22 protein-coding genes are annotated in these 23,842 nt (G+C 43.1%); 7 read left to right on the forward strand and 15 right to left on the reverse strand.

The window, feature by feature from the left end:
- Positions 1-30 precede the first annotated feature (30 nt).
- Complete coding sequence (locus EHO59_RS15285; protein ID WP_135589330.1) at positions 31-693, forward strand: phosphoribosylanthranilate isomerase; 663 nt, start codon at positions 31-33, stop codon at positions 691-693.
- Positions 662-3,223 carry a DNA mismatch repair protein MutS gene (mutS, locus tag EHO59_RS15290; RefSeq protein ID WP_135589331.1) on the forward strand — a complete coding sequence of 854 codons (2,562 nt, stop codon included), beginning with the start codon at positions 662-664 and terminating at the stop codon, positions 3,221-3,223. Before EHO59_RS15285 ends, mutS begins: the two co-directional genes overlap by 32 nt.
- An 88-nt stretch (positions 3,224-3,311) precedes the next feature.
- Here the strand turns inward: mutS and serB are convergent, their stop codons facing one another.
- From serB to EHO59_RS15330, 9 genes are all read right to left on the reverse strand, one after another.
- Positions 3,312-4,097, reverse strand: coding sequence for a phosphoserine phosphatase SerB (gene serB / locus EHO59_RS15295; protein WP_246053054.1), 786 nt, complete (start codon positions 4,095-4,097; stop codon positions 3,312-3,314).
- A gap of 92 nt (positions 4,098-4,189) precedes the next feature.
- Entirely contained in the window at positions 4,190-4,933 is a 744-nt protein-coding gene (locus EHO59_RS15300) for a GDSL-type esterase/lipase family protein (RefSeq protein ID WP_135589333.1), read from the reverse strand.
- A 25-nt stretch (positions 4,934-4,958) separates the two neighbouring features.
- Positions 4,959-5,132 (reverse strand): hypothetical protein, encoded by a 174-nt coding sequence (locus EHO59_RS18210; RefSeq protein ID WP_008591702.1) that lies wholly within the window; start codon positions 5,130-5,132, stop codon positions 4,959-4,961.
- A 143-nt stretch (positions 5,133-5,275) separates the two neighbouring features.
- Positions 5,276-6,370, reverse strand: a complete 1,095-nt coding sequence (gene bioB, locus EHO59_RS15305) for a biotin synthase BioB (protein ID WP_135589334.1) — start codon at positions 6,368-6,370, stop codon at positions 5,276-5,278.
- Positions 6,371-6,438: 68 nt separating this feature from the next.
- On the reverse strand, positions 6,439-7,743 hold the full coding sequence (bioA, locus tag EHO59_RS15310; RefSeq protein WP_135589335.1) for an adenosylmethionine--8-amino-7-oxononanoate transaminase: 1,305 nt from the start codon (positions 7,741-7,743) through the stop codon (positions 6,439-6,441).
- The gene (bioD, locus tag EHO59_RS15315) at positions 7,740-8,405 is read right to left on the reverse strand and encodes a dethiobiotin synthase (RefSeq protein WP_135589336.1); all 666 of its coding nucleotides are present in this window, start codon (positions 8,403-8,405) and stop codon (positions 7,740-7,742) included. Before bioD ends, bioA begins: the two co-directional genes overlap by 4 nt.
- A gap of 1 nt (position 8,406) precedes the next feature.
- Positions 8,407-9,546 (reverse strand): aminotransferase class I/II-fold pyridoxal phosphate-dependent enzyme, encoded by a 1,140-nt coding sequence (locus tag EHO59_RS15320; protein WP_135589337.1) that lies wholly within the window; start codon positions 9,544-9,546, stop codon positions 8,407-8,409.
- 16 nt (positions 9,547-9,562) lie between these two features.
- Complete coding sequence (locus EHO59_RS15325) at positions 9,563-10,543, reverse strand: malate dehydrogenase (RefSeq protein ID WP_135589338.1); 981 nt, start codon at positions 10,541-10,543, stop codon at positions 9,563-9,565.
- A 39-nt stretch (positions 10,544-10,582) separates the two neighbouring features.
- Positions 10,583-11,644: a DsbA family protein gene (locus tag EHO59_RS15330; protein ID WP_135589339.1), complete on the reverse strand. Its 1,062-nt coding sequence runs from the start codon at positions 11,642-11,644 to the stop codon at positions 10,583-10,585.
- Between the two features lie 310 nt (positions 11,645-11,954).
- On the opposite strand from EHO59_RS15330, the gene EHO59_RS15335 reads away from it, so the two are divergent.
- Both EHO59_RS15335 and EHO59_RS15340 read left to right on the forward strand, forming a co-directional pair.
- Entirely contained in the window at positions 11,955-12,278 is a 324-nt protein-coding gene (locus tag EHO59_RS15335; RefSeq protein ID WP_135589340.1) for a hypothetical protein, read from the forward strand.
- 3 nt (positions 12,279-12,281) lie between these two features.
- Positions 12,282-12,929: a hypothetical protein gene (locus EHO59_RS15340; RefSeq protein ID WP_135589341.1), complete on the forward strand. Its 648-nt coding sequence runs from the start codon at positions 12,282-12,284 to the stop codon at positions 12,927-12,929.
- Between the two features lie 11 nt (positions 12,930-12,940).
- Here the strand turns inward: EHO59_RS15340 and thrB are convergent, their stop codons facing one another.
- Positions 12,941-13,918, reverse strand: coding sequence for a homoserine kinase (gene thrB / locus EHO59_RS15345; RefSeq protein ID WP_135589342.1), 978 nt, complete (start codon positions 13,916-13,918; stop codon positions 12,941-12,943).
- Positions 13,919-14,072: 154 nt separating this feature from the next.
- Between thrB and EHO59_RS15350 the strand changes: the two genes are divergently transcribed.
- The gene (locus EHO59_RS15350) at positions 14,073-15,539 is read left to right on the forward strand and encodes a sodium:solute symporter family transporter (protein WP_135589343.1); all 1,467 of its coding nucleotides are present in this window, start codon (positions 14,073-14,075) and stop codon (positions 15,537-15,539) included.
- Here the strand turns inward: EHO59_RS15350 and EHO59_RS15355 are convergent.
- The 5 genes from EHO59_RS15355 to EHO59_RS15375 all read right to left on the reverse strand — a co-directional run bounded on the left by EHO59_RS15355 (position 15,514) and on the right by EHO59_RS15375 (position 21,213).
- Positions 15,514-16,320 carry an alpha/beta fold hydrolase gene (locus EHO59_RS15355; protein ID WP_135589344.1) on the reverse strand — a complete coding sequence of 269 codons (807 nt, stop codon included), beginning with the start codon at positions 16,318-16,320 and terminating at the stop codon, positions 15,514-15,516. The genes EHO59_RS15350 and EHO59_RS15355 overlap by 26 nt on opposite strands.
- Positions 16,305-17,213 carry an SH3 domain-containing protein gene (locus tag EHO59_RS15360; protein ID WP_246052967.1) on the reverse strand — a complete coding sequence of 303 codons (909 nt, stop codon included), beginning with the start codon at positions 17,211-17,213 and terminating at the stop codon, positions 16,305-16,307. Before EHO59_RS15360 ends, EHO59_RS15355 begins: the two co-directional genes overlap by 16 nt.
- Before the next feature lie 86 nt (positions 17,214-17,299).
- Entirely contained in the window at positions 17,300-18,517 is a 1,218-nt protein-coding gene (locus EHO59_RS15365; RefSeq protein WP_135589345.1) for a pyridoxal phosphate-dependent aminotransferase, read from the reverse strand.
- Positions 18,518-18,534: 17 nt separating this feature from the next.
- Entirely contained in the window at positions 18,535-20,229 is a 1,695-nt protein-coding gene (locus tag EHO59_RS15370; protein ID WP_135589346.1) for a DNA repair helicase XPB, read from the reverse strand.
- A 78-nt stretch (positions 20,230-20,307) separates the two neighbouring features.
- Positions 20,308-21,213, reverse strand: a complete 906-nt coding sequence (locus EHO59_RS15375) for an aldose epimerase family protein (RefSeq protein WP_135589347.1) — start codon at positions 21,211-21,213, stop codon at positions 20,308-20,310.
- 137 nt (positions 21,214-21,350) lie between these two features.
- Between EHO59_RS15375 and sppA the strand changes: the two genes are divergently transcribed.
- Together sppA and EHO59_RS15385 are read left to right on the forward strand one after the other, a co-directional pair.
- The gene (gene sppA / locus EHO59_RS15380; protein WP_135589348.1) at positions 21,351-22,343 is read left to right on the forward strand and encodes a signal peptide peptidase SppA; all 993 of its coding nucleotides are present in this window, start codon (positions 21,351-21,353) and stop codon (positions 22,341-22,343) included.
- 30 nt (positions 22,344-22,373) lie between these two features.
- Positions 22,374-23,789 (forward strand): MBOAT family O-acyltransferase, encoded by a 1,416-nt coding sequence (locus EHO59_RS15385; RefSeq protein WP_135589349.1) that lies wholly within the window; start codon positions 22,374-22,376, stop codon positions 23,787-23,789.
- Positions 23,790-23,842 lie beyond the last annotated feature (53 nt).

Here is a 23,842-nt window from a genome sequence, read left to right on the forward strand (position 1 = left end):
GTCCTGGTCTTGTATAGAAAATAAAGCTGCATGTCCCAAACCCCGAAAGTAAAAATCTGCGGATTACGCCAAGTAGACGATCTCAAGGTAAGCATTGAAGAAGGCGCCGACCTGATCGGGCTCAACTTCGTCTCTACCAGTCCCAGACTAGTCTCCCCGAAAGAAGCCGAAATTCTGGTAACTTACTTATATACATCGGTACCTTCTTTTTTGCGACCCAAAATCGTATTCTTATTTTATAAATCTGCCGGATCCTATATCGAATCCATATTGAAAAATCTGGAATACGATTATGTGCAATACGTTAGCGATGATTGTTTGTCGCCGGGGTATACTTCTCCTTTGTACCAAGACAGGGATTCAAGAATACTTTCCTATAGAGTAAGAGGTCCGGTCAGCGACGATTCTCTCTCTTTTCTAGATTCGAATTTATTAATACTAGATAGCTATAATCCTTCTGCGGGAGGCGGAACGGGAGAAAGCTTTCCTTGGGAGCATGTAAGTGAGGTAAAAAGACCTTATTTGCTCGCAGGAGGACTTACTCCTGAAAACGTTTCCAAAGCATTGCAACAAACCGGTGCCTACGGAGTAGACGTAGCTAGCGGCGTAGAATCCTCTCCCGGGATAAAGGATCCCAATCTCATCCGGAAATTTATTCAAAATGCCAAAAGAAGCGCAAATAACGGAAAATAATTCCCCTGATCTAACAGAAGCCTTGGACACTCCGATGATGCGTCAGTATTTGGAGATCAAGGCCAAGTTTCCCGATTCCATTCTATTCTTTCGCATGGGAGACTTCTATGAGATGTTCTTGGAAGATGCCAAGATCGCTTCTTCTATTTTAGACATAGCACTTACCAAGCGCCAGAATTCCGTGCCTATGTGCGGTATTCCATTTCATAGCAAAGACGGATATATTTCCAAACTTCTTTCGGCGGGAAAGAAAATAGCGGTCTGCGAACAATCCAGACCAGAAGATGGAAACACCAAACTCATGACAAGAGATGTGGTGCGGATCATCACACCGGGCACTGTTATCGAAGAACATCTACTCTCCGGTTTTCAGAACAACTATCTTTGCGCAATAGTTCCTAAGGCAGCTCTTATCTTCGTGGGAATGGCGGATGTTTCCACGGGAGAAGTTTTACATTTTGCAGTTCCCATTTCTAAGACGGAAGTATTGGAAAGTGAATTAGTAAAATTTAAACCAAGCGAGATTTGCATCTTCTCGAAAGATCTAGAAAAGATCCGTACCTGGCAAAATTTCGCCGAAAGGCAATTTACCGTTTTGGACGAATCCAAGCTCGGGGCAGATCCGGCAAAGGATCCATTTCATATAGTAACACGATGCCTTGAATATTATATCCGAGAGAATTATAGAGACGGAACTCTTACTTTAAGAGAACCGAGGATCTTGCAAACCGGCTCCTATTTGGAGATGGACAGAGAGACCATCCTGAATCTAGAGCTGATCGAGAATGAAAAGGATGACAAGGGTCATACTCTCTTTTCCGTTCTAAATTTCTGCTCCACTGCTAAGGGCAAACGAGTATTAAAGCAACGGATCCTATTTCCTGAAACGGATCCTGCTATTCTAAAATCCAGATGGGAAAAGCAAGATATTATCAAGAAGATCCCTCTGGCTCAATTGATCCAAGCCTTGCGTGATCTTGGAGACTTGGAAAGAATACTCGGAAGATTTCGTGGAAATAAACCGTATCCAAGGGACTTTAAGACGATTCTTTCTTCGATCGAAACTTTGGATTCGATACAGGCAATCCTTTCTCCTTTAGGTTATCCGATCACCAAACCTGAAAAATTGGATTCTCTGAAAGATTATATAGAAGATAGAATTCATACGGACGAACTGCCAGTTATTCTCGGGAACGGCAAATTCTTAAAAGATGGATTCGATCCGTCTTTAGATAAGGCGAGAGAAGCTGGATCCAAAGGTGCAGACTGGATCCTCGCGTTAGAGACCGAAGAGAAGAAGAAAACGGGACTCTCCACACTCAAGATAAAATACAATAAGATCGTGGGCTACTTTATAGAGATCTCGCGAGTCCAAGCGGAGCAGGCGCCAAAGGAATACTTGAAAAAGCAAACCTTGGTTACCTCGGAAAGATTTACGACAAGCCGCTTAGAAGAAATCGAAAGAACAATTTTAGAAGCGGACGAGATCATCCAGAAAGTAGAAAGAATCGAGTTCGAAAAAATGGTCCAAACAGTTCTGGAATATTCTCCGGAACTTCTAATCGTCTCAGAAGAATTCGGAGACCTAGACTTTCAGATCTCTCTCTTAAAAGCAGAAGAAAGTTTCGGTTGGAAGAGAGCAGAGCTAAGTGAAGATTCTTCTTTAGAAATGAAATCCTCTCGCCATCCAGTCGTTGAAGCAAGTCTTCCGGTTGGGATCAAATTTACTCCGAATGATGTAAACTTGGACAGCCAAGAGAATGCAGTCGCGATTCTAACCGGACCGAATATGGCGGGTAAATCCACATTCATGCGACAAATCGCTTTGAATCAGATCCTGTTTCAGATCGGAGCAAGTGTCGCTGCGGAGAAGGCAAGACTCCCAATACTCGATCGCTTATTCACTAGAATCGGAGCAGGAGATAATCTGAATGCTGGAGAATCCACCTTTTATGTGGAGATGAAGGAAACCGCAAACATTCTCAAGAACTGCACTCCTCAGTCCCTTCTTCTCTTTGACGAGGTTGGAAGAGGAACCTCCACTTATGACGGAATGAGTATCGCTTGGGCAATCCTTGAATGTCTTTCCGAAATGCATCCTCGGCCTAAGACAGTGTTCGCGACTCATTACCATGAATTGACAGAACTTTCTAGACTTCCCGGAGTTTGGAATATCCACATGGAAACCGTAGAAAAGGATGATAAGGTTATCTTCTTAAGAAGAGTAAAACCTGGTAAGGCAAAGAAATCATTCGGTATCTACGTGGCTCAACTTGCAGGAGTTCCTGATTCGGTTGTAAAACGTGCCTCCGAGATACTGACGGATATGGAGTCTCGCAAAAAGGAGATTCGTATCCAGACAAGAGAGCCTTCCCTATTTCAAGAATTGCCTACCCCAGGTTCGGATGGACAGTTCTGGCAGGATTTCAAAAAGGAAATCATAGATCTTCCGATCGAATCTATGACACCTTTGGAAGCTTTACGCTTACTTGACGATTGGAAGAAGAAGATCTCTTCTAGAGGAAACTAAAAGTCGTTTAGAGAAATGGTCTTAGCCAGCATCTCTCGTGAAAAACATGCAAGAGATGAGGTTCCGAAATTGGATCATCCGAGACGGATCAATTCAAATCTTCGAATAAATAAAGTAGAACATCCATAGAAGCGAAATCGATCCAATTGCTAATCTTGGATTTTAATCCTTCCTTAGCATGAAATCCGATCCCGAGTCCCGCCGCTTCTAACATGAGCTGGTCGTTAGCTCCATCTCCAACAGCAACTATCTTCTCTGTTCCAATTTGAAAACGAGATTGAAGCTCCAGAAGGGAATCTCTTTTAATATTCTTGTCTACTACGGTTCCAGAAACTGTACCTAATAGTCGGTCCCCTTCTCTATCCAGGTAATTTGCTCGGACTTCATCGATAGAATATTCTTGTTTAAATCTTTCTAATATGTCTGTAAAGCCACCGCTAAATACGGCAGTCTTTGCGTTTTTACTTTTTAATCCGCTAAATAATTCAGGAACTCCGTGGTTCGGATGCAATTTGAAATACAAGTCATCGAATACGGAAACAGGAAGATCCTTTAGATACATACACCTTTTTTGGAGAGCCTCTTGGAAATTCAAATTTCCTTCCATTGCTTCTTTGGTGACATGGGCTACTTCTTCATAGACACCTGCAAATCTTGCAAGCTCGTCTATGACTTCCTCTCGGATAAGAGTAGAATCCATGTCGAAGCAGAAAAGACTTTCCCCTTGAATAAAGGAAGAGATCTGTATGAGATCGATCTTTCTGAATCTATGCAGCTCTTGTCTAAGATATACCAATTCTTCTCTTGATAGAGAGCGATCGATATTCCACACATCGCAGACATACTCTTTGGAAATTTCCGTCTTTCTTTCGATAAAGACAGGTTGTTTGAATCGATCAAAAAGCGCGTTGGATAATCTTTGAGGATCCGAATCGTTTTTAGGGCTAAAAAATAAGATCACTCTGATTATCGGAGAATAGATTTAATTTTACGAAGCCAGATGATATAGGCGTCTCGATTGACGTGGATCGGATCCTTTTTGCCATTAAATGAGAGCGCTAATTCTTCTTTAATAAAAGGGATCTTGCTCTGTCTGAATTCCGGCCAGATATCCAAAAACTTGACATTCTGGTTCTCGTTTGCGATCCGAAGGAGCCAAGCATTTACTACAGGTGAAATAGAATTCACATTGCGATTTAGAACAGGAGGAATGCCTAAAATCAACACTTTCGTATTCGGAAGATTAGTCCTGATCTTTCGAATCAGCTGCCTGTGAATACCTTCTATATAATCCAGGCACTTTCCATCCCGGATATCGTTTCCACCTATCTCCAGAATGATTGTAGAAGGTTTTAGATCGAGTACAGTCGAGTCCAAGCGCCCAAGAAGAAGTTCCGTCATATCTCCGGGAATCCCTCGGTTCACGGAACCTGGAAAATCCGCTTGGATTAGATCGGCGGGAAAGCCTGCTACCAAGCTATTTCCTACGAATACTATATTCGCTTTCTTTAATTTTTTGTTCTCGTTGGTGTAAACAAGGACTGCATCAGAATAGAGTTTTTGGTAGGATTCCCATTCGTTAGAATCCCTAACTCCGACCTTATCAACGCAATTGAAAGCTGGGTTGTAATAATCATACACTGTCCTGGGTTGGAAAACAGAACAAGAGATTAGGGAAAATAGAAAAAAACAAATCCCTAACGCTTTCATTTGATCTTAGGTCCCTCTAAAATTCTTAGTTCTCAGATTCTTTCATATGGAATCTTTTATGCCAGTCGGCAATCTGAGCCTGTAAGTATTCTTCAGTGTCACAAATTCTAAATTCAATTGGGTTATTGGAAACTGTATCGATCAATTTGGCTTCAATATAGCCGTTTTTTAGTTTATTGATCTCTATCTTATATTTCATCCGACAATCTCCGATATATCCAGGATTTTCATCCCTACTAGAGTTTCAATCCAAACGCCACCTTAGGATCGGAAAACCCTATCAGGGAAGATTTCTCCCGGTCGTGTAAGAAATGCTAAACGATATCGATTCGCAATCCAAAACTAATTCTTTGTCTTTTTGTATTTGTATAGGTCTGGAAAATTTTCAGGAGCGTAAGGATGATCTTTTCCTAAGGCCACCTCCCAATCGATTTCCTCTCCTAGTCCTGAAGAAAACTCAGGATAGAATCCAGCATCCAAAATAGTGCGAATAGTTTCAGCCGCATCGGATCCTTTTACGTTCAAGTATCCGCTAGCAAACAAGGAATTGGCGGCATACAATGCCATTCCTTGCAGACCTCTCAAATGACCTTCTCTTCCCGCAGCTATCCTGACCTCAGAGTCCGGATTCACTAAACGAAAAGCAATCAAGGTCCTTAAACAAAACTCAGGGCTCAGAGCTTGCGGGTTTTTGATCGCATGCCCAGCAATAGGTAGAAAGAAATTGACCGGAATGGAAATCACTCTCAGATTCTTGATCTCGAAAATCACGTCTACGAGATCATGAAGGGACTCTCCCATTCCTACGATCACTCCGGAACACATTCCGACTCCAGCTTTCATCAAGTGAGTGATCGTTTCGACCCTTTGCTCATACGTATGCGTATCGCAAATTTCCGGATAATGAGCCTTGGAAGTATTTAGGTTATGGTTGTATCTGTCCAAACCGGCAGACTTCAGTCGTTCAGCCTTCTCCTGATCCAAAAGACCCGCAGAAAGGCATACTTTCAGACCAAGCTCTTTGCTGATCTTTTCAATGGTAAGTGCCAGTTTTTCAGTAGTAGGAGCATTTGGTCCAGTTCCTGCAGTAACCATACAAAAGCGATAGGCTCCGTTTTCCTTGGCCTTTACAGCGTCCTCAAAGATCTCCTCAGAGCTTTTCACAGAGTATTCTTGGATGCCTGAGTTGGCGTTCTTTCTTTGAGCGCAATAGCCGCAGTCTTCCGGACAATGGCCGTTCTTAATATTATCTAGTACGTGAATTCGAACCGTCTTGCCGAAGTATTTCTCCCGAACCTTGTACGCCTTGTCCAGAGCCTCGGTCAAAGGAGTCTCTCCGCTTACTATAGCATAGGCTTCTTCTCTAGTGATCACACTAGGAACCTCGGATAGGCTTTTTTCTTCCGTAGGGATTGGAGTTTCGAGAGTCGATTTCATTCTGCCGTTATTATTCGAGGCCCTAGGCTCTTTGGCAATCGTAAATTCGGGTGAAAAAACGCCGTTCTCTAATCCGGGACTTTATAGTAAGCAAGTGCTTCTCGGATCGCTTGGAAAATCTTTTGTAGCGAAGCTTTAGAGATATTATAAGGAGGAGTTATATAGATTACATTCCCAAGTGGCCTAAGGATCACTCCCCTATCCAAGCAAAGCCTTTTAAATTCCCTTGCAAAAGAACTAATATAGCCCGGCTCTTCCTTGCCGGTAAATAATTCACCAACACCTACGGCACCTAGGACTCTTACATTCTTGATCTTGTCAGGGAATTCGGATCTAAGCTTGGCCCAGCCTTCTTCCATATAGGACTCCAGGATTTTTACATCCCCAAGTCTATTTTCTTCTTTGAATATTCGCAAAGATGCAAGTGCGGCAGCGCATCCCCCAGGATAGCCTGTCATCGTATGTCCATGAAAGAATGCCTTTAAAGGATCAGCCGAGACGAATTCCCTATAGATCTCTTCTCTCACAAGAGTTGCCGCTAAGGGAAGAGCCCCTGCGGTCAATCCCTTTGCCAAAGCAATCATATCAGGTTGTATACCTGCAGATTGGAATGCAAAATTATAGCCGGTCCTTCCAAAACCGGTAAACACTTCATCCAGGAGAAGAAGCACCCCATAACGTTTGGTGATCTCTCTCAGGCGAGAAAGAACAGCAGGCTTATGGAAAAGCATTCCACCAACACCTGCAATCAAAGGCTCTAAGAGTACGCCGACTACTTCTTCCGAATGACCGGATAAATAGGCCTCCAGTTCATCCAAACAATCTTCTGTACAAGAATGAGGGACCTTGCCTACAGGACAATCATGGCAAGCTGGAGAAGGAAAATGACGGGTTGGAAAGAGTAAGGATTGAAAGACACGATTGAATACGGAATCGCCGCCTACGCTCATTGCACCTATCGTATCCCCATGATACGAACCGGAGAAGGTCACAAAAACCTTCTTCTTTTCCATGCCTTGGTTTCGAAAGAACTGCAATGCAATCTTGAGCATGATCTCCAAGGCAGTGGAACCGTTATCCGAATAGACTACTTTATGAAAATTCCAGCCGGCAAACTCTAAGAGTTCATGTGCCAATTCTAATGCGGGAGGATGAGTAAAACCTGCGAGAAGCACGTGGTCTAACTGATTTGCCTGTTCTTGGACTGCGGCCACCATTTTAGGATGATTGTGACCGTGAATGCTTACCCACCAAGAAGAGATCCCGTCTATATATTCCTTTCCATTCTCATCAAAAAGGAATTCTTCCTTAGCGGAAACGATCTTTAAGGGAGGATCGGAATCTAATTGGATTGTATAAGGATGCCAAATCAAGGGAAAAGAATATCCGGTAAAATTCTATCTGGATCGAACTCTTCGACAACCTTATCTAAGAATTCCTGTCTAGACAACTTTCTTTCTTCTAAGAGAAAAGTTCCGAGTAGGCCAATCTCAGCCGCCTCGATAATCGTTCTGATATTATCGGAGCGCAAAGGATTCTCCGGCCCGATGAAATAGACTCCCAAAAGACGGATATCTCTCCTGCGAATCGCTTCTATAGACAGTAGAGTATGATTCACAGTGCCTAATTCAGTAGAGGCAACAAGCACCAAGGGAAGTTTGGACTGTTCCACAAGATCCATTGTAAAGAAATAGCGGTTGAGAGGCACGTAAACACCACCCGCTCCTTCTACAAGGATCTTCTCCCCCTTAATGCTGAATAGATGTCTGGAGAGTTCATCTGTATCAACTTGAGTGTTCTCCATTTCGGAAGCAAGATGAGGAGAAGCAGGAAGTTCAAACGTATAATAATTCTTTAAAAAATGCGATTCATTCAAACCGGTCAGGTTCATTACCTTGACTCGATCCGAATCAGATCCGGTTTGTATAGGCTTGAAATACTTAAGGCCGAGAGACTTCGCATACTTGGCCATTACAAGCGAACAAAATAGGGTCTTACCGACATCGGTACCTGTCCCTGACACGAATACGGACAAATTAATTCTCCTTTATGATCCGAATGAACCCGTCCAAGTCTTGCTTTTCGACCTTAGCATTGATCGAGACCCGGATCCTAGAAACATCCACAGTAGGCGGACGGATCGCCTTGGCTTGAAAGCCTGACTTAGCCAATTTATCGGCGAGGTCCAATGCAATTGCTTCTGATCCAAGTAGGATTGGCACGATTTGAGAAGAAGAATTGCCGGTGTCCTTGCCCAGTTTGTGAAGACGAGAACGAAGATATTCAGAATGACTTAAAACCTTCTCTCTTTCTGCATCCATTTCTTTTACAAGACGGATCGCGGAGAGTCCCGCATGCGCGATTGCCGGTAAGGGCGCCGTGGAGAATACAAAGGTTCTAGCAGAATGAAGTAGATATTTTCTAGCATCCGAAGAAGTAGAGATCATTGCTCCTTCGAGACCTAAGGCCTTTCCGAAAGTAGACATTCTAAAATCTATATTCGAGATTTGTGATGGAACTTGAGCAGAAGAAAGACCGGCCCCCTTCTCTCCGAAAACTCCAATGGAATGAGCCTCGTCTAAATACAATAGGCATCCGTACTTTTCCTTCAGATGAATGAGAGAAGAAAGATCACTCGAGTCCCCGTCCATACTGAAGATGGATTCTGTTACGATCATCTTATTTGCATGACCGGAATATTTCTGAAGAAGTTCCTCTAAATGATTCAGGTCGGAATGTCTATAATAGACTTTCTTTCCACCGGAGAGGCGAACGCCGTCCATTAAGGAAGCATGATTCTTGCGATCGCAAAAGATGAGATAAGAAGGGTCCGCCACACAGGAAATCGCACCTACATTCGCCGCATATCCATTGGCGAGAAAAAGAGAAGATTCTGCATGTACCCAATTGGAGAACTCAGACTCGAGCTCTTCAAATACGCTTCGATGGCCTCTGACCAAACGACTCGCAGTGGAACCAGCTCCGTATAGATCGATACCTTCTTTTAGGGCTTCTAGTAGTTTAGGATTTTGAGATAGGCCCAGGTAATCGTTGGAACAGAAGTCCAGGCCGGTAGGAGGATCCAGAGTCCGGACCCTCTTTTGAGATTCTAACCTAGAGAAATAGGCAGGAAGCTGCGAAAGAAAAGTAAGATTCTTTAGTTTCGTTTCCTGCACTTTTTCTCAATCGGGATTAAAGCATTCCCTTAACTTCGTCCCTTTCAGCTTTCAGTTCATCGTGAGTGATATTGAATTTTTCTTTAGCGAAATCGTTCAATTCAAGACCTTTCACGATCTCTACTTTGTTTCCATCGGATTTCACAGGGTATCCGAAGATAAGTCCCTTATCTGCTCCGTAGGAACCATCAGATGCAACTGCAACGCTGAACCAATCTCCAGCAGGAGTAGGAGTAATGATCTGACGAACAGTATCCACAACTCCATTTGCTGCAGAAGCGGCAGAAGAAGCTCCTCTTGCTTTAATGATCTCCGCTCCTCTCTGTTGAACGTTCTTAATGAAGTCTCCTTTCAACCAGTCGTGATCCTTGATCACATCGGTAGCAACCTTTCCGCCAATCTTAGCGTTAAAGAAATCAGGATACTGAGTAGAAGAGTGATTTCCCCAGATAGCAACATTCGTTACATCTTTCACGAGGGAACCGCCCTTGATCGCTAATTGGGACTTCGCTCTGTTCTCGTCCAATTTAGTCATTGCGAACCAACGCTCGGTAGGAACTCCTTTCGCATTGTTCATTGCGATCAAGCAGTTTGTATTGCATGGATTTCCTACTACTAAAACTCTCACGTCGGAAGAAGCATTCTTCTCGATTGCTTTTCCTTGGTTTACGAAGATCCCGCCGTTGATTTTCAGAAGGTCGCTTCTTTCCATTCCCGCTTTTCTAGGAACGGAACCTACAAGAAGTGCCCAGTTAATATCTTTGAATGCTGTGTCTAAGTCTGCAGATACAGTAACCTTTTGCAAAAGAGGAAAAGCGCAGTCTTCCAATTCCATAATAACGCCTTTAGCAGCCGGTAATGCAGCTTCTAACTCCAACATTTGGATCTCGACAGGGGTATCCGCGCCGAACATTTGCCCGGAAGCGATCCTAAAAAGAAGAGAATACCCAATTTGTCCTGCGGCGCCTGTGACTGCGACCTTAACTGTTTTTGCCATTTGATTTGTAACTCCTAACTTACTATATATTGAAATCGATTAGTTCTTCTTAAGCTCTTCGTCTATGATCTTAGTGAAATTCTGGATCGGCATATTCCCTTCTACTAAGATACCGTTGATGAAGAATGCAGGGGTGCCGTTCACACCGTATTTTTGTCCTGCAACCATATCGGATTCGATCTCTTTTTTGATCGCCGCTTCATCTGCGATACAGCGATTGAAGGCATTCATATCTAGGCCAACTTGCTTAGCTAAAGCCATTACATTCTGTTTTTCTAATTTTCTTCCGTTTTGGAAAAGAAGGCTGTTTAATTGCCAGTATTTGCCTTGAGGAATGGAACAATTCGCAGCAACGTGAGCGAACATTGCGTTCTTATGGAAAGACATCGGAAAATCCCGGAAGACCCACTTGATCTTGTCCTTGTACTGCTCTCTCAAGGAATTGGTTGTGGTCTGGCTCATCGCGCAGTATGGGCATTCGAAATCTGAAAATTCTATGATCGTAACCTTGGCATCGTTCGGTCCTAAGGTAGGATTCTCGCTAGGCTCAATAGCAATGCGAGAAGGTGGCGGAAGTTCCGGTCCCTTGATCTCGGTTACATATTTATCTCTGAGTCCTTGGTAGAAGGCTTGCTTCTCTCTATCTTCCTGAACCGCTTTCAAATAGTTAACGATATCGGAGCGGACTTCGTTCAAAGATTTTCCTTTGAGCTCTTGGTCCTTGAACTGGTTATACGCCTGTGTGATCTCTTGCGGACTTGGCTCATAGCCACTCCCAAATTTGGTCAATTCCTCGACAGGAACTCCTCTGGAAGCAGCTTCTCTCTTTAGGATCTCGGAAGAAGCTAACTGAGAGAAGAGTCTGTACATCTGCTGATTATTTTCCTGCAGATATCTGCGATATGCGGAAGGGTTCTCCTTCTCTACATCGCTAATCGTATAAAGTCTATAACCGATCCACATATAATGATCGGGAAGGAAGAATTTTACGATTGGATAAATGGATAGTAAAACATAGCCCAGAAAGACCCAAGGAAGAGCGATCTGGAGTTTGGACCAAGGGATGCGGTCCCAAAAACGGGAAGGATTTTCTTCTGACATAATCTCCGAGGTGGGGAAAATCTTTCCCCTAGCTGCCAATTTAGAAAGCTGACTATTAGACGCAAACGAATAATTCCATGGATTTAGGAAGGCAAAAGCGCTAGGAAAAAGTGGCGAAAACCAATCTCCCTTAAGAATTCTTTCGAAAAAAAATTAAGCAAACAATTCGATTTCCGATAGGAATACATAGGGGAATCCTTCCTCGAAAACCCGAGGGGGTTTAGGCTTTAGAAGGAATTCTCATGGATAACTTGCTCTCCCCTCGGGAGGAAAGTTTGGAAGGTGAACCTGAAAACGGAGGTTTGGGTTTATGAATGTGAACGGTATTCAGTCGGGCTCTTACCCGACAAGCACTTGGTCTCCACCAGTAAAGGAGCCCAAACAGGAATTGGAACAGACCCAAGGAGATACTTTGGATATCCATAGTTTGGATAAACAATTGGAGAAGATCGGAAACAAACCGAGCCCTGACGAACTCGTCATGAAACCTTCTCCTGTTTCTGCGGAAGAGAGAATGAGCCAAGTCATCAGTCCAGAACAAATGAAGGACCTTTTATCGATGATCGTTAGCTCAAGATTCAGCTCTTCTCCCAAAGGAAAGATCGAAGGCAAAAAAATAGATCTCAAAGGCTAAGACTTGCAATATACCTTAGCCTTAATCTTCTCTCCTAAGTTGGACCTTGCTCTATGGATCCTTAGCCTAATTGCGTTCTTAGGAATGGGCTTCTTTATCTATTTGGAAATCTTACGCCCTTACTTTGCAAAAACTAGACCTGGATTGTTGCTTCCTCCGGACGAAGGAGATAGTTTCGAAGTAGTGGTGCCGGAAAGTACAAGAGTATATAGATTCTCTGTAGGCCAAAAATTCGGTAATCTTCCTACATTTTCCAAAGCAATCCAAGACGATCATATAGTGTTCATTCTCAAGAAGGGAAAGGACACGGAAGATTACGATATTCTGATCAATCGATCCGGCCCAGTGCTTATGAAACCTCCCCGCATGCAATACTTCGCAAAAATGGAATCCAGCGAGAAACTGGAAAGCCATGAGATCATAGGACAAATAGCATCCTTTAGGATCTCCGACAAGATCACAAAAGACAGGATGACTCAGTATTTCGAGATAGGTTTAACTTCTAATTTCTTCATGAATAAAATGGGAAAGGAAAGAATGAGATTTATCTTCAGCGTGCAAAAAATACATCCAGGGATTGCTCTCAGTTCCAAGGACAAGAAGGGACTCTATTCTTTCGGTAAGGAAAGACTTTCTGAAGACGAGGAATGATCCGTTCGATATTAAGAAATCTTACGAGAAGAGATTCTAGCGCCTATAGTATCTGTTCCTAGGCTGACTAACCTGCACACAATCCCCTTCTCTTTAGAAAACTTTTCTGTCAATTCCAGAAGCTTTTTCTCGAGTCTCTTAGAATCCTTTCTTCTTGCATAAGCCACAACCGTCGGACCACTTCCGGAAAGAGAGACTCCGATCGAAAGATTTTGGATCTCCTTCACCAAAGGAAGAAGTGGAAACTCCTCATTCATTCTGTAAGGTGTATGGATTTTGTCTTCCAAGGCTCTTTCTAAGAGACCAGGCTTTCCAGAGTCTAAGAATTCCCACCAGGTTGCCATTCGGCTCATATTATAGATCACATCTGCAGTAGAATAAGTCTCCGGCAAACATTTGCGGGAATGATTCGTAGCGATCTCTAATTCAGGGATGAGAAAAAAACAATGGATGTTCTTAGGGAACTTACGTTTGAAATAATACAGTCTTTCTTCTGCAAAATAGGAAAATACGAATCCACCTAGATACGCAGGAGTCGTATTGTCAGGATGACCTTCTAAAAGTGCGAGTCTGTACAAGAATTCAGATTCGCTAGGAAGTTTTGTTTGCGGAAAATATTTTTCCTGAGCAAATCTCGCAGCACAAAATCCAGCGACCACAGCGCTTGCACTAGAGCCAAGTCCTCCCTTTAAAGGAAGATCCAAATCCATTACAACCGAATAAGGAGTCGGTTCAGCCGGCGCAGAGAGTTGATTGGATATGAAGGTGGAAAAATATTCTTTGTAGGATTGGAGTACTAGATCTTCTTCGTCACTAAATGGAGAATCGTCTCTTCCCTTGATCCTACGTTGGAATTGGGAAGTCTTTCCGAATTCGAAGACAAATTCGTTATAGATCTGAAATGCCATTCCAAGCAAATCGAATCCGGAACCTAAATTGGCGGAAGTTCCCGGAACTTTGATCTGGAATTTATATTTCGGACCGCTCATACGAAGAAGAATTGAAAAGTCAGTAGGACTTCTGCCATTTTTTGGATCTTTCTCGGACAGTCATTAGCTTTTCAGAGCATTCCGAAGTAAGAATCAGGAGTGAATTCGAATTCTGATTTGCAGTTAGGGACCATTCTTCCCAAACTGCTCGCGTATGCATTTTGCTTGGTCCGACGCTTTAGTAGTATTTCTATATTTTGGGATCGTTCTGTATTCCGGTTATAAGGCGGGAAGAAACAGCTCGGAATCAAACGAGTTCTTTCTAGCAGGGCGCTCCCTTTCTTGGATCCCTCTTTCTCTTTCGATCGTAGCTACGGAAACTTCTGCACTTACTTTTCTCTCTGTTCCAGGAATCGCATACTCCGGCAATTTCACATTTCTGCAAGTGATCTTGGGTTATATTCTAGGTCGAATAGTCGTGGCAATATTACTCTTGCCCCTCACCTATCACGGAAATTTTTTATCTGTCTATGAATGGGTGGGAACTCGTTTCGGAAGAAGGTCTCAGAAAACAATGTCCGGTCTTTTTTCAGTGACCCGTCTTTTAGGAGACGGTGTTCGACTGTATGCTTCTACTCTTCCCGTAGCTATGCTTTTAGAAGTTGGGATCAATCGCATCTCCCCGAGTCCAGTGTCTCAATATTCCATCGGGGTCTGGACCCTAGGTTCCGTCACTTTTGTAACTCTCTTGTACACGATGCAGGGAGGATTTCGATCCGTAGTGTGGGTAGATACTCTACAATATTTTGTGTATATCTTCGGAGGAGTATTCGCACTCGTGCTACTCTATCAATCTTTTGGCGATCCGTTAGGAATACTGAAACAAGCCTGGGAAACTCATAAGCTGCAAGCGGTCGAAATTTCGAATACGAATGCAACATACTTCCTTCCTTGGGCGGTATTGGGAGGAGCCTTGCTCAGCCTAGGAACTCATGGAGCAGACCAAATGTTTGTGCAAAGAGCTCTTGCCGCTAGAAATATCAAAGATGCGCAAAAGGCAATGGTAGGCTCCGGAATCGCAGTGTTTTTACAGATGATTCTTTTCCTAGCGATTGGAACATTTCTCTACTACAGATTTTCAGGACAGACCTTAAACCAAGACAAAGTATTTTCCAAATTTCTAATAGAAGAAGTACCTGCTCCATTCTTGGGACTCTTACTCTCCGGGATCCTAGCTTCTACTATGTCCACATTGTCTAGTTCTATCAATTCTCTTTCTTTAACTGCCAAGGCCGATTTCGGTTGGTCCTTAGGTGGACAGAAATCTTCTTCTGCATTCTTTGCAGTCCTGCTTTTTGGCAGTTCTTTCTTCTTCTTTTCTTTGCCAGAAGAATATACGAAAGGTCTATTGGAACTAGGACTGAAAATATCTTCGTTTACAGTGGGTTCCATGGTGGCAGTCTTCTTGACTGAGGTAATTCCATTCTTAAGGAGAGAAATTACAACCTCCGACCTTGGACTCGCACTCTCCCTTGCAAGTGCTATCCTTTGCACAGCAATCTTAGGAACATTCAAACATTATAATTTTACGATCTTGGTCCCGACGGGAATGGTTCTTTTCTGGGTCTTCGCCCTAATAAATAGTCTTCTCTTGCCTAAGAAGCAGGAAGGGAATCCATAAATCCCGTGAGAATTCTTTGGTATTCCTGGGCCTTGGTGAAATGGATATAATGATCCCCGCCAGGAATCGTTTCAAATCTTGCATTTGGAAAGTAGGAGATTGCGACTTCTTTGTCTCCTTTCAGGAAATACTCAGAACTTCCACCAGTAATGAATAATACATTGCCTAGATATTTTTTCTCATTCCCGGGGAATTGGGATTGGAACATTCTTCTAGAAGAAGCAATCCCTTCCACATTCAGCTTCCATTTATAAGATCCGCTTTCTGTTCTCTCCAAATTCATCAATAAGAAATTCCGAATGAATGGATTCGGAAGAAAAGAAGAAGTCGCCTGATCGATTTCTTGCCTGGTCTTGTATTTGGAAAGATCCGTTCTCAGAACTGCAAGTTCGGAATCATAATTGAATGGATAGTCCCTAGGAGCGATATCTTGGATGACCAAGGTTTCTACTCTTTCCGGATGTTCTAAGGTGAAGGTCATCGCAACGAGACCGCCCATGGAGTGACCCAGAATGATCGCTTTCGGAATATTATGATCTTCTAAAAATTCCAAAATGTCCTGGGACATTGAATGCAATGTATGGTCAGAAGAATGAGGAGAATCTCCATGGTTTCTAAGATCCAGACTGAACACATGGGAATAATGACTTAAAAAATCTGCAACACTCACCCAATTTTTGGAGGAGCCGAACAATCCGTGAAGGATCAAGATAGGAAAAGAAAAACGAGCGGTCTCCTTGGCTGGATATTCCTTAAAAGAGAGTTTCACTTCTTCAAGCATTCCTCTTCTATGATCTTCAACTTAGGATGGAATTTTTTTCCATATCGAAAAGGTAATTCCTGCACCTTGGTCTTAAAAGAACGGATCTGAGCTTCTTTCTGCAATTTCGTATCGCATAAGAGTGTTTCTTTATCCTTGGTATAGGAAATAAGTCTCTTCTCCAAATGAGAAGCAAAGATCACAGAATAATTCCCATTCGGTTGCAAAAGTAAATATTTCAGTCTTCGATTCTCTTCATCCTGTAAGACACAAATTGGGTCTTTTGCACATTTTACTTCAGGAGTATGTTTAACAGCCAGATACGCCGCAAAGTCTCCTGGTTTCGAATTCGGATAGGCTTCTGCGGTTTTCCAAAAACTTTCTGGTCTTACTTTCAATTTGGAGCGATCCGAAGCATTCGTGAGAGAATCGGACCATATTCCATTTTTAGAATATACTCCAACCTCGCTCGGAAAATTTTTCAGCAGTTCTTCTAATTTAGGCCGGCTCTTGGATCTATATTCGGGAGATTGCAGTACATCCAGATATCTCTGTAAAACGACTAATCTTCTGATCTTAAGAAGTAGGAATTCATTTCCTTGGAATAGTGGACCTTCTTCCACTTTAGTCAGATAACTGAAAACGGACTCGAGTTCGTTTGGTCCGGAATCCTGGTAAAGAAGTCTTTCGATCGCCTTCGTGATCGTAGTATAAGTGCCCTTGTTCCCTATCTTGAACAATGCCTTTGAATCTACCCAACCCGTCAGTCCATCCTTGTCGGTAAGAAGCTGAAACTTGGACTCGGAACTTTTTTGGTTTTCGGAAGAAAGAATCTCTCCGAAGGAAAGCTTTCGAAGCACCTCGGACTTTTTCTCTGGAAAAAGAGAAAGTTCAGTCCCAGGTTCTAAGACCAAATACTGCCCTTTATCCAGCCCGAAAACAGGCCGGATAAGAAAACCGATTAGTATGAGATATACCAGCCGGCGTACAGGCATCAGTATTAGAGGGATAGATCCCGCACCATTTCGGCGATTCTGGATACGCCTTTCTTGATGTCTTCCTCTCCCATTGCGTAAGAGAGTCGAAGAGCATTATCATCCCCAAAGGCGATTCCAGGAACTGCAGCTACTTTATACTTATCTAATAGATGAGCACAAAATAATTTACTCTTGCTCTTTTCGGAACTGGAGGCGGCGAGCTTTTTAAACCCTTCGGTCTCGTAAACTCCTGTGAGATATGGGAAAACATAGAATGCACCTTGCGGAACATTTACTTCCACTCCTGGGATCGCATTCAATAAACCCACGATTAAGTCCCTTCTCTTTTGGAAGGCTTTTGCCATTTCAGCAACGCAATCCTGGTCTCCGGTCAGTGCAGCTTCTGCAGCCGCTTGAGAGATAGAAGAAGGATTGGAAGTAGACTGGCTTTGGATCGTATCCATATTTCGAATGATATCTACAGGACCAGCTCCATAACCGATTCTCCAACCTGTCATAGAGTAAGCCTTAGATACACCGTTCGCAACAAAGGTAAGTTCCTTCAGCTCTGGAGAAAGCATTGCTATATTAGAAAATTGGAATCCGTCAAAATTGATACATTCATAGATATCATCGCTTAATACCATGATCTTATGTTTCAATACTACTTTGCCGAGAGCTTCCAACTGACTGCGACTATAAGCCGCACCTGTAGGATTCGAAGGGGAATTCAGGATCAATACCTTTGTCTTAGGAGTGATCGCTTTTTCCAATTGCTCCGGAGAAAGTAGGAAACCTTCTTCTTTTTTGGTAGGAAGAATGACCGCTTTCCCTTCTGCCAAGCGAACGATATCCGCATAGCTCACCCAGTACGGAGCAGGAATAATCACCTCATCTCCGGGATTCAAGGTTGCCAAAAAGAAATTGTATATGACCTGCTTTCCGCCGGTTCCAACGATGATCTGGTTCGTAGAATATTCTAAACCGTTATCACGTTTGAATTTGGTTATAATTGCGTTCTTCAGTTCCACCGTTCCGGAAACTGCTGTATATCTGGTTTGCCCCTTATCGATTGCCTTCTTTGCGGCTTCTTTGATATGAGCCGGAGTTTCGAAATCAGGTTCCCCTGCTCCGAAGCTAACGATGTCTTCGCCTTTCTTTTTTAATTCGGCCGCTTTAGCGCTGATGGCTAGAGTGGGTGAAGGCTCGATTACATCCAGCCTTCTTGCGTTCCATTCCATTTGGTCCTCTCTTTTGATTAAGCCCCGACTTTTTCTTCCAGAGATTCTCTGAATTGGTCGAGTGTGTAAATTTCGTATTCGTATCCTTGTTCGGTAAGGAAAAGCTGTCTGTTCTGTCCGAATCTCTCTTCGTTTGTATCTCTAGAAATCAAAGAATAGAATACTGCAGTATTATCTTCACCTTTCGGCCTGAGAATACGTCCCAGACGCTGAGCCTCTTCCTGGCGAGAACCAAAGGTTCCGGAGACCTGGATTGCGATATTCGCATCCGGTAAGTCGATGGAGAAGTTCGCAACCTTACTCACTACAAGAGATTTGATTCGTCCAGATCTAAATGCATCGTACAATTCTTGTCTTTCTCCCAAAGGAGTCTTTCCGGTAATTAGAGGGATCTTGAACTTCTTAGAGATCTCTTCCAACTGATTGATGTACTGACCGATCACAAGTAGATGCGATTCCGAGTGTTTCTTCATGATAAGATCGATTGCCTTGAGTTTCTCAGGGTTCTCGGAAGCCAGACGGAATTTTTCCCTATCATCTGCGATGGAGTATCTCATGCGAAGATCGTCTTCCATGGAAACACGGATCTCCTTACATTTTGCCTCTGCGATCCAGGATTTGCTTTCCAGCTCTTTCCAAGGCACATCGTATTTCTTAGGTCCGATCAAGCTGAATACGTCTTCTTCTAAACCGTCTTCTCGAACGAGAGTCGCGGTAAGGCCGAGTCTTCTCTTTGCCTGCAATTCGGAAGTCATACGGAAGACAGGAGCTGGAAGAAGGTGAACCTCATCATACACGATGAGTCCCCAGTTATTCGCGCTGAATAGATGGAAGTGAGTGAAGTCTCCTCCCTTCTTCTTTCTATGTGTAAGAATATTGTAAGTTGCGATGGTGATCGGTTTGATCTCTTTCACTTCTCCGGAGTATTCCCCAATATCCGATTCAGGAATATCGGTTTTGTCCAGGATCTCGTTCTTCCACTGACGGATCGAAAGAGTGTTGGTCACAAGGATCAGTGTTTCCGCACCCACGATCTGCATGACACCGATACCTACGATGGTCTTTCCGGCACCGCAAGGAAGCACGACAACTCCGGAACCACCTTCGTTGCCTCCTCCTGCATGGAATACTTCCACTGAAGCTCTTTGGTAGTCCCTCATTCCGAATTTTCTTCCGGACTTGGTAGTAGGTCTTAGATTGAATCCGTATTTGTTCCCTTCGTCGTAACCGGCGAGATCTTCAACAGGGAAACCGATCTTGATCAGGGCCTGTTTGATATGACCTCTGAATTCTTTCTTAATATAAATCTTATCGCCTTCCGTCTTTTCTATATACGGTTGAACGGCTCTATGATTCGAGATCTCTTGGAGAAAGCCTTTTTCATTGGAGATAATACACAGATCCCCATTCTCTTCTTTGACTAATTTTACTTTTCCGTAGCGACCGATCTGTTCTCTGATCTCATTGATCACATTCTTAGGAACGGAATATCTGGAGTATTGCTCTAAGCATTGGACAATCTCATCCGCGCTCATCTTGATAGAAGCTGCGTTCCAAAGAGAAAGCGGAGAGATCCTATATGTATGCAAGTATTCGGGACTTTTTTCCAATTCAGCGAACTTAGATACGACTAGCTGGCAGGCTTCAAATTCAGGATTATCCACCTCTAAAAGCATAGTTTTATCACTTTGTACGATTAACGGTTTACTCATTTGGATGCGGAACTCCCCTAAAACTTAGACTGAAAATGACCCCTTCCTTGTCAAGAAGAAAGCAAATAGAAGGCCGAATCATGCTGTCCTCACTAAAATTCTGAATTCTCCGAACGTCTCAGAGTAGCCTTTCAGCTCTTTTAGATCCTGTCCTGAGAGTAAGGCATTCCCAGGAGCGCTGCAAGGTTCGATCGCGATCGCAGTCTGATCAGGCTTCGTATAGATTTGATAGTAATTCAGTGGAATTTGTTCGTCTTCTGGAAGAGGACTGAAGATAGTAATGGAATATTTTAGTTTCGAATTTTCTAAAGTAACCCTTGGTTCTCTTCCGTAAAAAAGATGATCCAACTCTGGAATCTTCTCATCCGGTAAGATAGAGCTTACTGAATTAGAAATGAACGGTTGGATCGGGACAAGATTTTCATTCAACTCGATGTTCTTGTCTAAAGAAAGATCCAGCTTCCAATCGGAGATATCTCCTACTAGAGAAAAATAAGGATGATATCCGTAAGCGAATCTGACTGAATCGGATTTTAGATTATTAAATTTTGTTTTAATACTTAGTAATGTACCCGCTGCGGTCTCTTCTAAGGTATATTCCTCTCGGATCGCAATGGAAGAAAGTGGAGAGTCTTTCCATTCATCTGGAAAAAGAATCCGAAATTCTCCTCCCTTTCCGTCCGGTCTGATCTTTAATGCCTTTCTCTCTAAAGAATGTACTGCCCCATGGACCGGAAAATTCATAGTATCTCGGATGATCCTTTCATCCTGTATCGACTTTCCGTTCAATACGAATTCGGAAGAGGCATGACGATTCACCCAAGGGAACATGAGAAAACTTCCGGACTCGAACATAGGTTTGCTTGGATTGTACGGAGAAATGATAGGGATCGCTTGCTTCCCTGAACTCGGAGTCCATTCCCAAGCAAACCATTGTTTGCCGTCGGTTTGGAAACGAGACTTCTCAGTCCGAAATTCGTACATTGCGGGAAGGAGGTTGAGAAAACGCTTCCATAGGGAAAGTAAAAAACGAATCCTCGACTTTTTTTTGAGAATTCGCAAGCTCTGGAAAGGAATTGAAGCGATACCCAGGCTTCCCAGAATGGGTCCCAAGGCTCCGCATGAATTTCCGTTACAAAGGTTTCTTTCTTCTCTTATTCGGAATTCTTCCCTTTACTCATTGCATCAGCATCATCATGGCTCCTCAGCCTTTGACTGTTCCTCAAGAAAAACTTGTGGATGGGTTTGTTGATACGGGAAAAGATAAGATACTCATCATCCCTGTAGAAGGCGAGATCTTCGAAAGAAAGATCCCCGGAAACGCTCTCACAAAAGACAGAGACAGTTTAGTGAGTCTCGTTAAGATCCAATTGAGCCTGGCATTAAAAGACCCGGATATCAAGGCAGTGATCTTGAAGATTGACTCCCCTGGCGGCTCAGTCACCGCAAGCGATCTAATCTATCATGAAATTCTGGAATTCAAAAAGAAGAAAGGAATTCCAGTCCTCGCTCTCTTTATGGATGTTGCAGCTTCCGGAGCTTACTATCTGAGTATGGCTACGGATCATATCCAGGCTCTTCCTACTACTACGACAGGTTCTATCGGGGTGATCATGTTCAATATCAATGCGAAAGAAGCATTGGATAAATTGGGAATCAAGAGCATGACCATTCGTTCCGGACCGAACAAGGCTACCGGAAATCCTGTTGAGGAATTTACTCCAGAGCAACGAAAGATCTACCAAGATTTGATCATGGAGAACTACGAGCGCTTCTTACAAATCGTGAAGAAAGGAAGACCGAAACTCAAAGAGTCCGACGTTCGCAGACTCGCTGACGGAAGGATTTACTCCGTCAACCAAGCCTTGCAAGAAGGTTTAGTGGATTCTGTAGGTTATTTCGAAGATGCGATCGCTACTGCGACCAAGCTGCCTGGATATCGCGCTTCTCGTCCTGGAATTATTCCGAAGATTATCTTCTATTCTTATCAAAGATTAGGCCAGGAAAACTTTTATCAAATAGAGAGTAATTCCTTACCTGCGAATTTACTCGAGAACGTTCTTCCTTTCAAAACGTCTCCTGATTACCGACTCCATTATTTATTCTCACCCTGAACTAGGATAGCAACCGGATAAAAATATAAGATGCTCTTTAACTCTCTGCCGTTTATCGGCTTATTCAGTATCACCTTTCTAATCTATTGGTCCATCCCTCAAAAAGGAAGAAAGCCTCTACTACTTCTCTCTTCGTTGATCTTTTATTTCTATTCCGGATTCGCATTCTCGATTCATTTCCTGCTAGTCATCGCAGTAAACTTCTTCTTCTCCTTAAAACTTTGGGAAAAGAAAAGAGAAGGAAAGGATACTTCCAAGCTTTTGCTTTGGATCATTCTACTCAATTTCCTAAACCTCGCCTTCTTTAAGTATTTCTATTTCTTTTTAGATACTTTGGATTTCGTTTCGGGTTCAGCCGCATTCTCTCAATTCGGTAGCACAATCCATATTCCTCTTCCTTTAGCGATCAGTTTCTATACTTTCCAATTGATCGCCTTGCAAGTGGACATTCATAGAGATCATGTTCCTGAAAAGATCCCTACTCTAGATTACTTTTTATTTATATTATTTTTTCCTCAATTGATCGCCGGTCCGATCATGAGGACCACCGACTTCCTTCCTAAATTAGATAAGCCGGTTATTGATTTCAATCGGGTAAAATGGGCGATCTTTCTTATCCTTTCCGGTTTATTTAAGAAAGTGGTGATGGCGGATAATATTTCCGGGATCATCTCGCCTGTGTATTCCAATCCCGACAGTTATAATTCGCTAGCTCTATACATTACCGCGTTCGGATTCGCATGCCAAGTGTATTGTGATTTTAGCGGCTATACCGACATAGCAAGAGGCTCCGCATACTTACTCGGATATGATATTCCTGAAAACTTCAGGGGTCCGTTCTTGTCCCCAACCTTCCGAGAATTTTGGGGTCGTTGGCATGTGACCTTATCTACCTGGCTTAAGGATTATCTCTATATTCCTCTCGGCGGAAGCAGAGGCGGTTTCTGGAGAACGCAATTGAATTCCATGATCACTATGACTTTGGGTGGTCTATGGCATGGGGCAAACTTCGGATATGTTCTTTGGGGCGCCTACTTGGGATTCATTCTTGGAGCGGAAAGATTCTTCTCTCCAGACTCTAAAAAAGAAGAAGATCCGAAGGGTTGGAAACGCTTCTGGAAGGTCACTCTTATTGTGCATCTATTTGCGATCTCAGGTATCTTCTTTAGAACTGCTTCTGCGGGTAAGAACTCATTGCATCTAGCCGGAGAATACTTTAAAGGTTTCTTAAATATCATTGGCAGCAAGGCACTTGTCCGTTGGGAAGAATTGCTTCTATTTATTCTTCTAACATTCTTCTGGAATGCGGTTCAGTACTATCCGAACCTGAAGGAAAGGATCAGCAGCAAATTCACATGGCTACTTCCTACGTTTTCGATCATTATGCTTTTATTATTAGGCATTTTCGGAGACGGAGGCGGAGAGTTTATCTACTTCCAATTTTAAAATATTTCAGTTTGCCATCCCAAAGCCGATCCCTAAAACTGGAAAGGCTTTGG

This window comes from Leptospira semungkisensis, assembly GCF_004770055.1.
Lineage (GTDB): Bacteria > Spirochaetota > Leptospiria > Leptospirales > Leptospiraceae > Leptospira_B > Leptospira_B semungkisensis.

Coding starts and splice junctions, on each gene's coding strand:
- EHO59_RS15300 (WP_135589333.1), bottom strand. CDS start 4,933: ATGAAAGCGTTAGGGATTTGTTTTTTTCTATTTTCCCTAATCTCTTGT.
- EHO59_RS18210 (WP_008591702.1), bottom strand. CDS start 5,132: ATGAAATATAAGATAGAGATCAATAAACTAAAAAACGGCTATATTGAA.
- EHO59_RS15330 (WP_135589339.1), bottom strand. CDS start 11,644: ATGTCAGAAGAAAATCCTTCCCGTTTTTGGGACCGCATCCCTTGGTCC.
- EHO59_RS15385 (WP_135589349.1), top strand. CDS start 22,374: ATGCTCTTTAACTCTCTGCCGTTTATCGGCTTATTCAGTATCACCTTT.
- EHO59_RS15355 (WP_135589344.1), bottom strand. CDS start 16,320: ATGCTTGAAGAAGTGAAACTCTCTTTTAAGGAATATCCAGCCAAGGAG.
- EHO59_RS15350 (WP_135589343.1), top strand. CDS start 14,073: ATGCATTTTGCTTGGTCCGACGCTTTAGTAGTATTTCTATATTTTGGG.
- EHO59_RS15370 (WP_135589346.1), bottom strand. CDS start 20,229: ATGAGTAAACCGTTAATCGTACAAAGTGATAAAACTATGCTTTTAGAG.
- thrB (WP_135589342.1), bottom strand. CDS start 13,918: ATGAGCGGTCCGAAATATAAATTCCAGATCAAAGTTCCGGGAACTTCC.
- sppA (WP_135589348.1), top strand. CDS start 21,351: ATGAATTTCCGTTACAAAGGTTTCTTTCTTCTCTTATTCGGAATTCTT.
- EHO59_RS15285 (WP_135589330.1), top strand. CDS start 31: ATGTCCCAAACCCCGAAAGTAAAAATCTGCGGATTACGCCAAGTAGAC.
- EHO59_RS15325 (WP_135589338.1), bottom strand. CDS start 10,543: ATGGCAAAAACAGTTAAGGTCGCAGTCACAGGCGCCGCAGGACAAATT.
- EHO59_RS15365 (WP_135589345.1), bottom strand. CDS start 18,517: ATGGAATGGAACGCAAGAAGGCTGGATGTAATCGAGCCTTCACCCACT.
- mutS (WP_135589331.1), top strand. CDS start 662: ATGCCAAAAGAAGCGCAAATAACGGAAAATAATTCCCCTGATCTAACA.
- bioB (WP_135589334.1), bottom strand. CDS start 6,370: ATGAAATCGACTCTCGAAACTCCAATCCCTACGGAAGAAAAAAGCCTA.
- EHO59_RS15375 (WP_135589347.1), bottom strand. CDS start 21,213: ATGTACGAATTTCGGACTGAGAAGTCTCGTTTCCAAACCGACGGCAAA.
- EHO59_RS15335 (WP_135589340.1), top strand. CDS start 11,955: ATGAATGTGAACGGTATTCAGTCGGGCTCTTACCCGACAAGCACTTGG.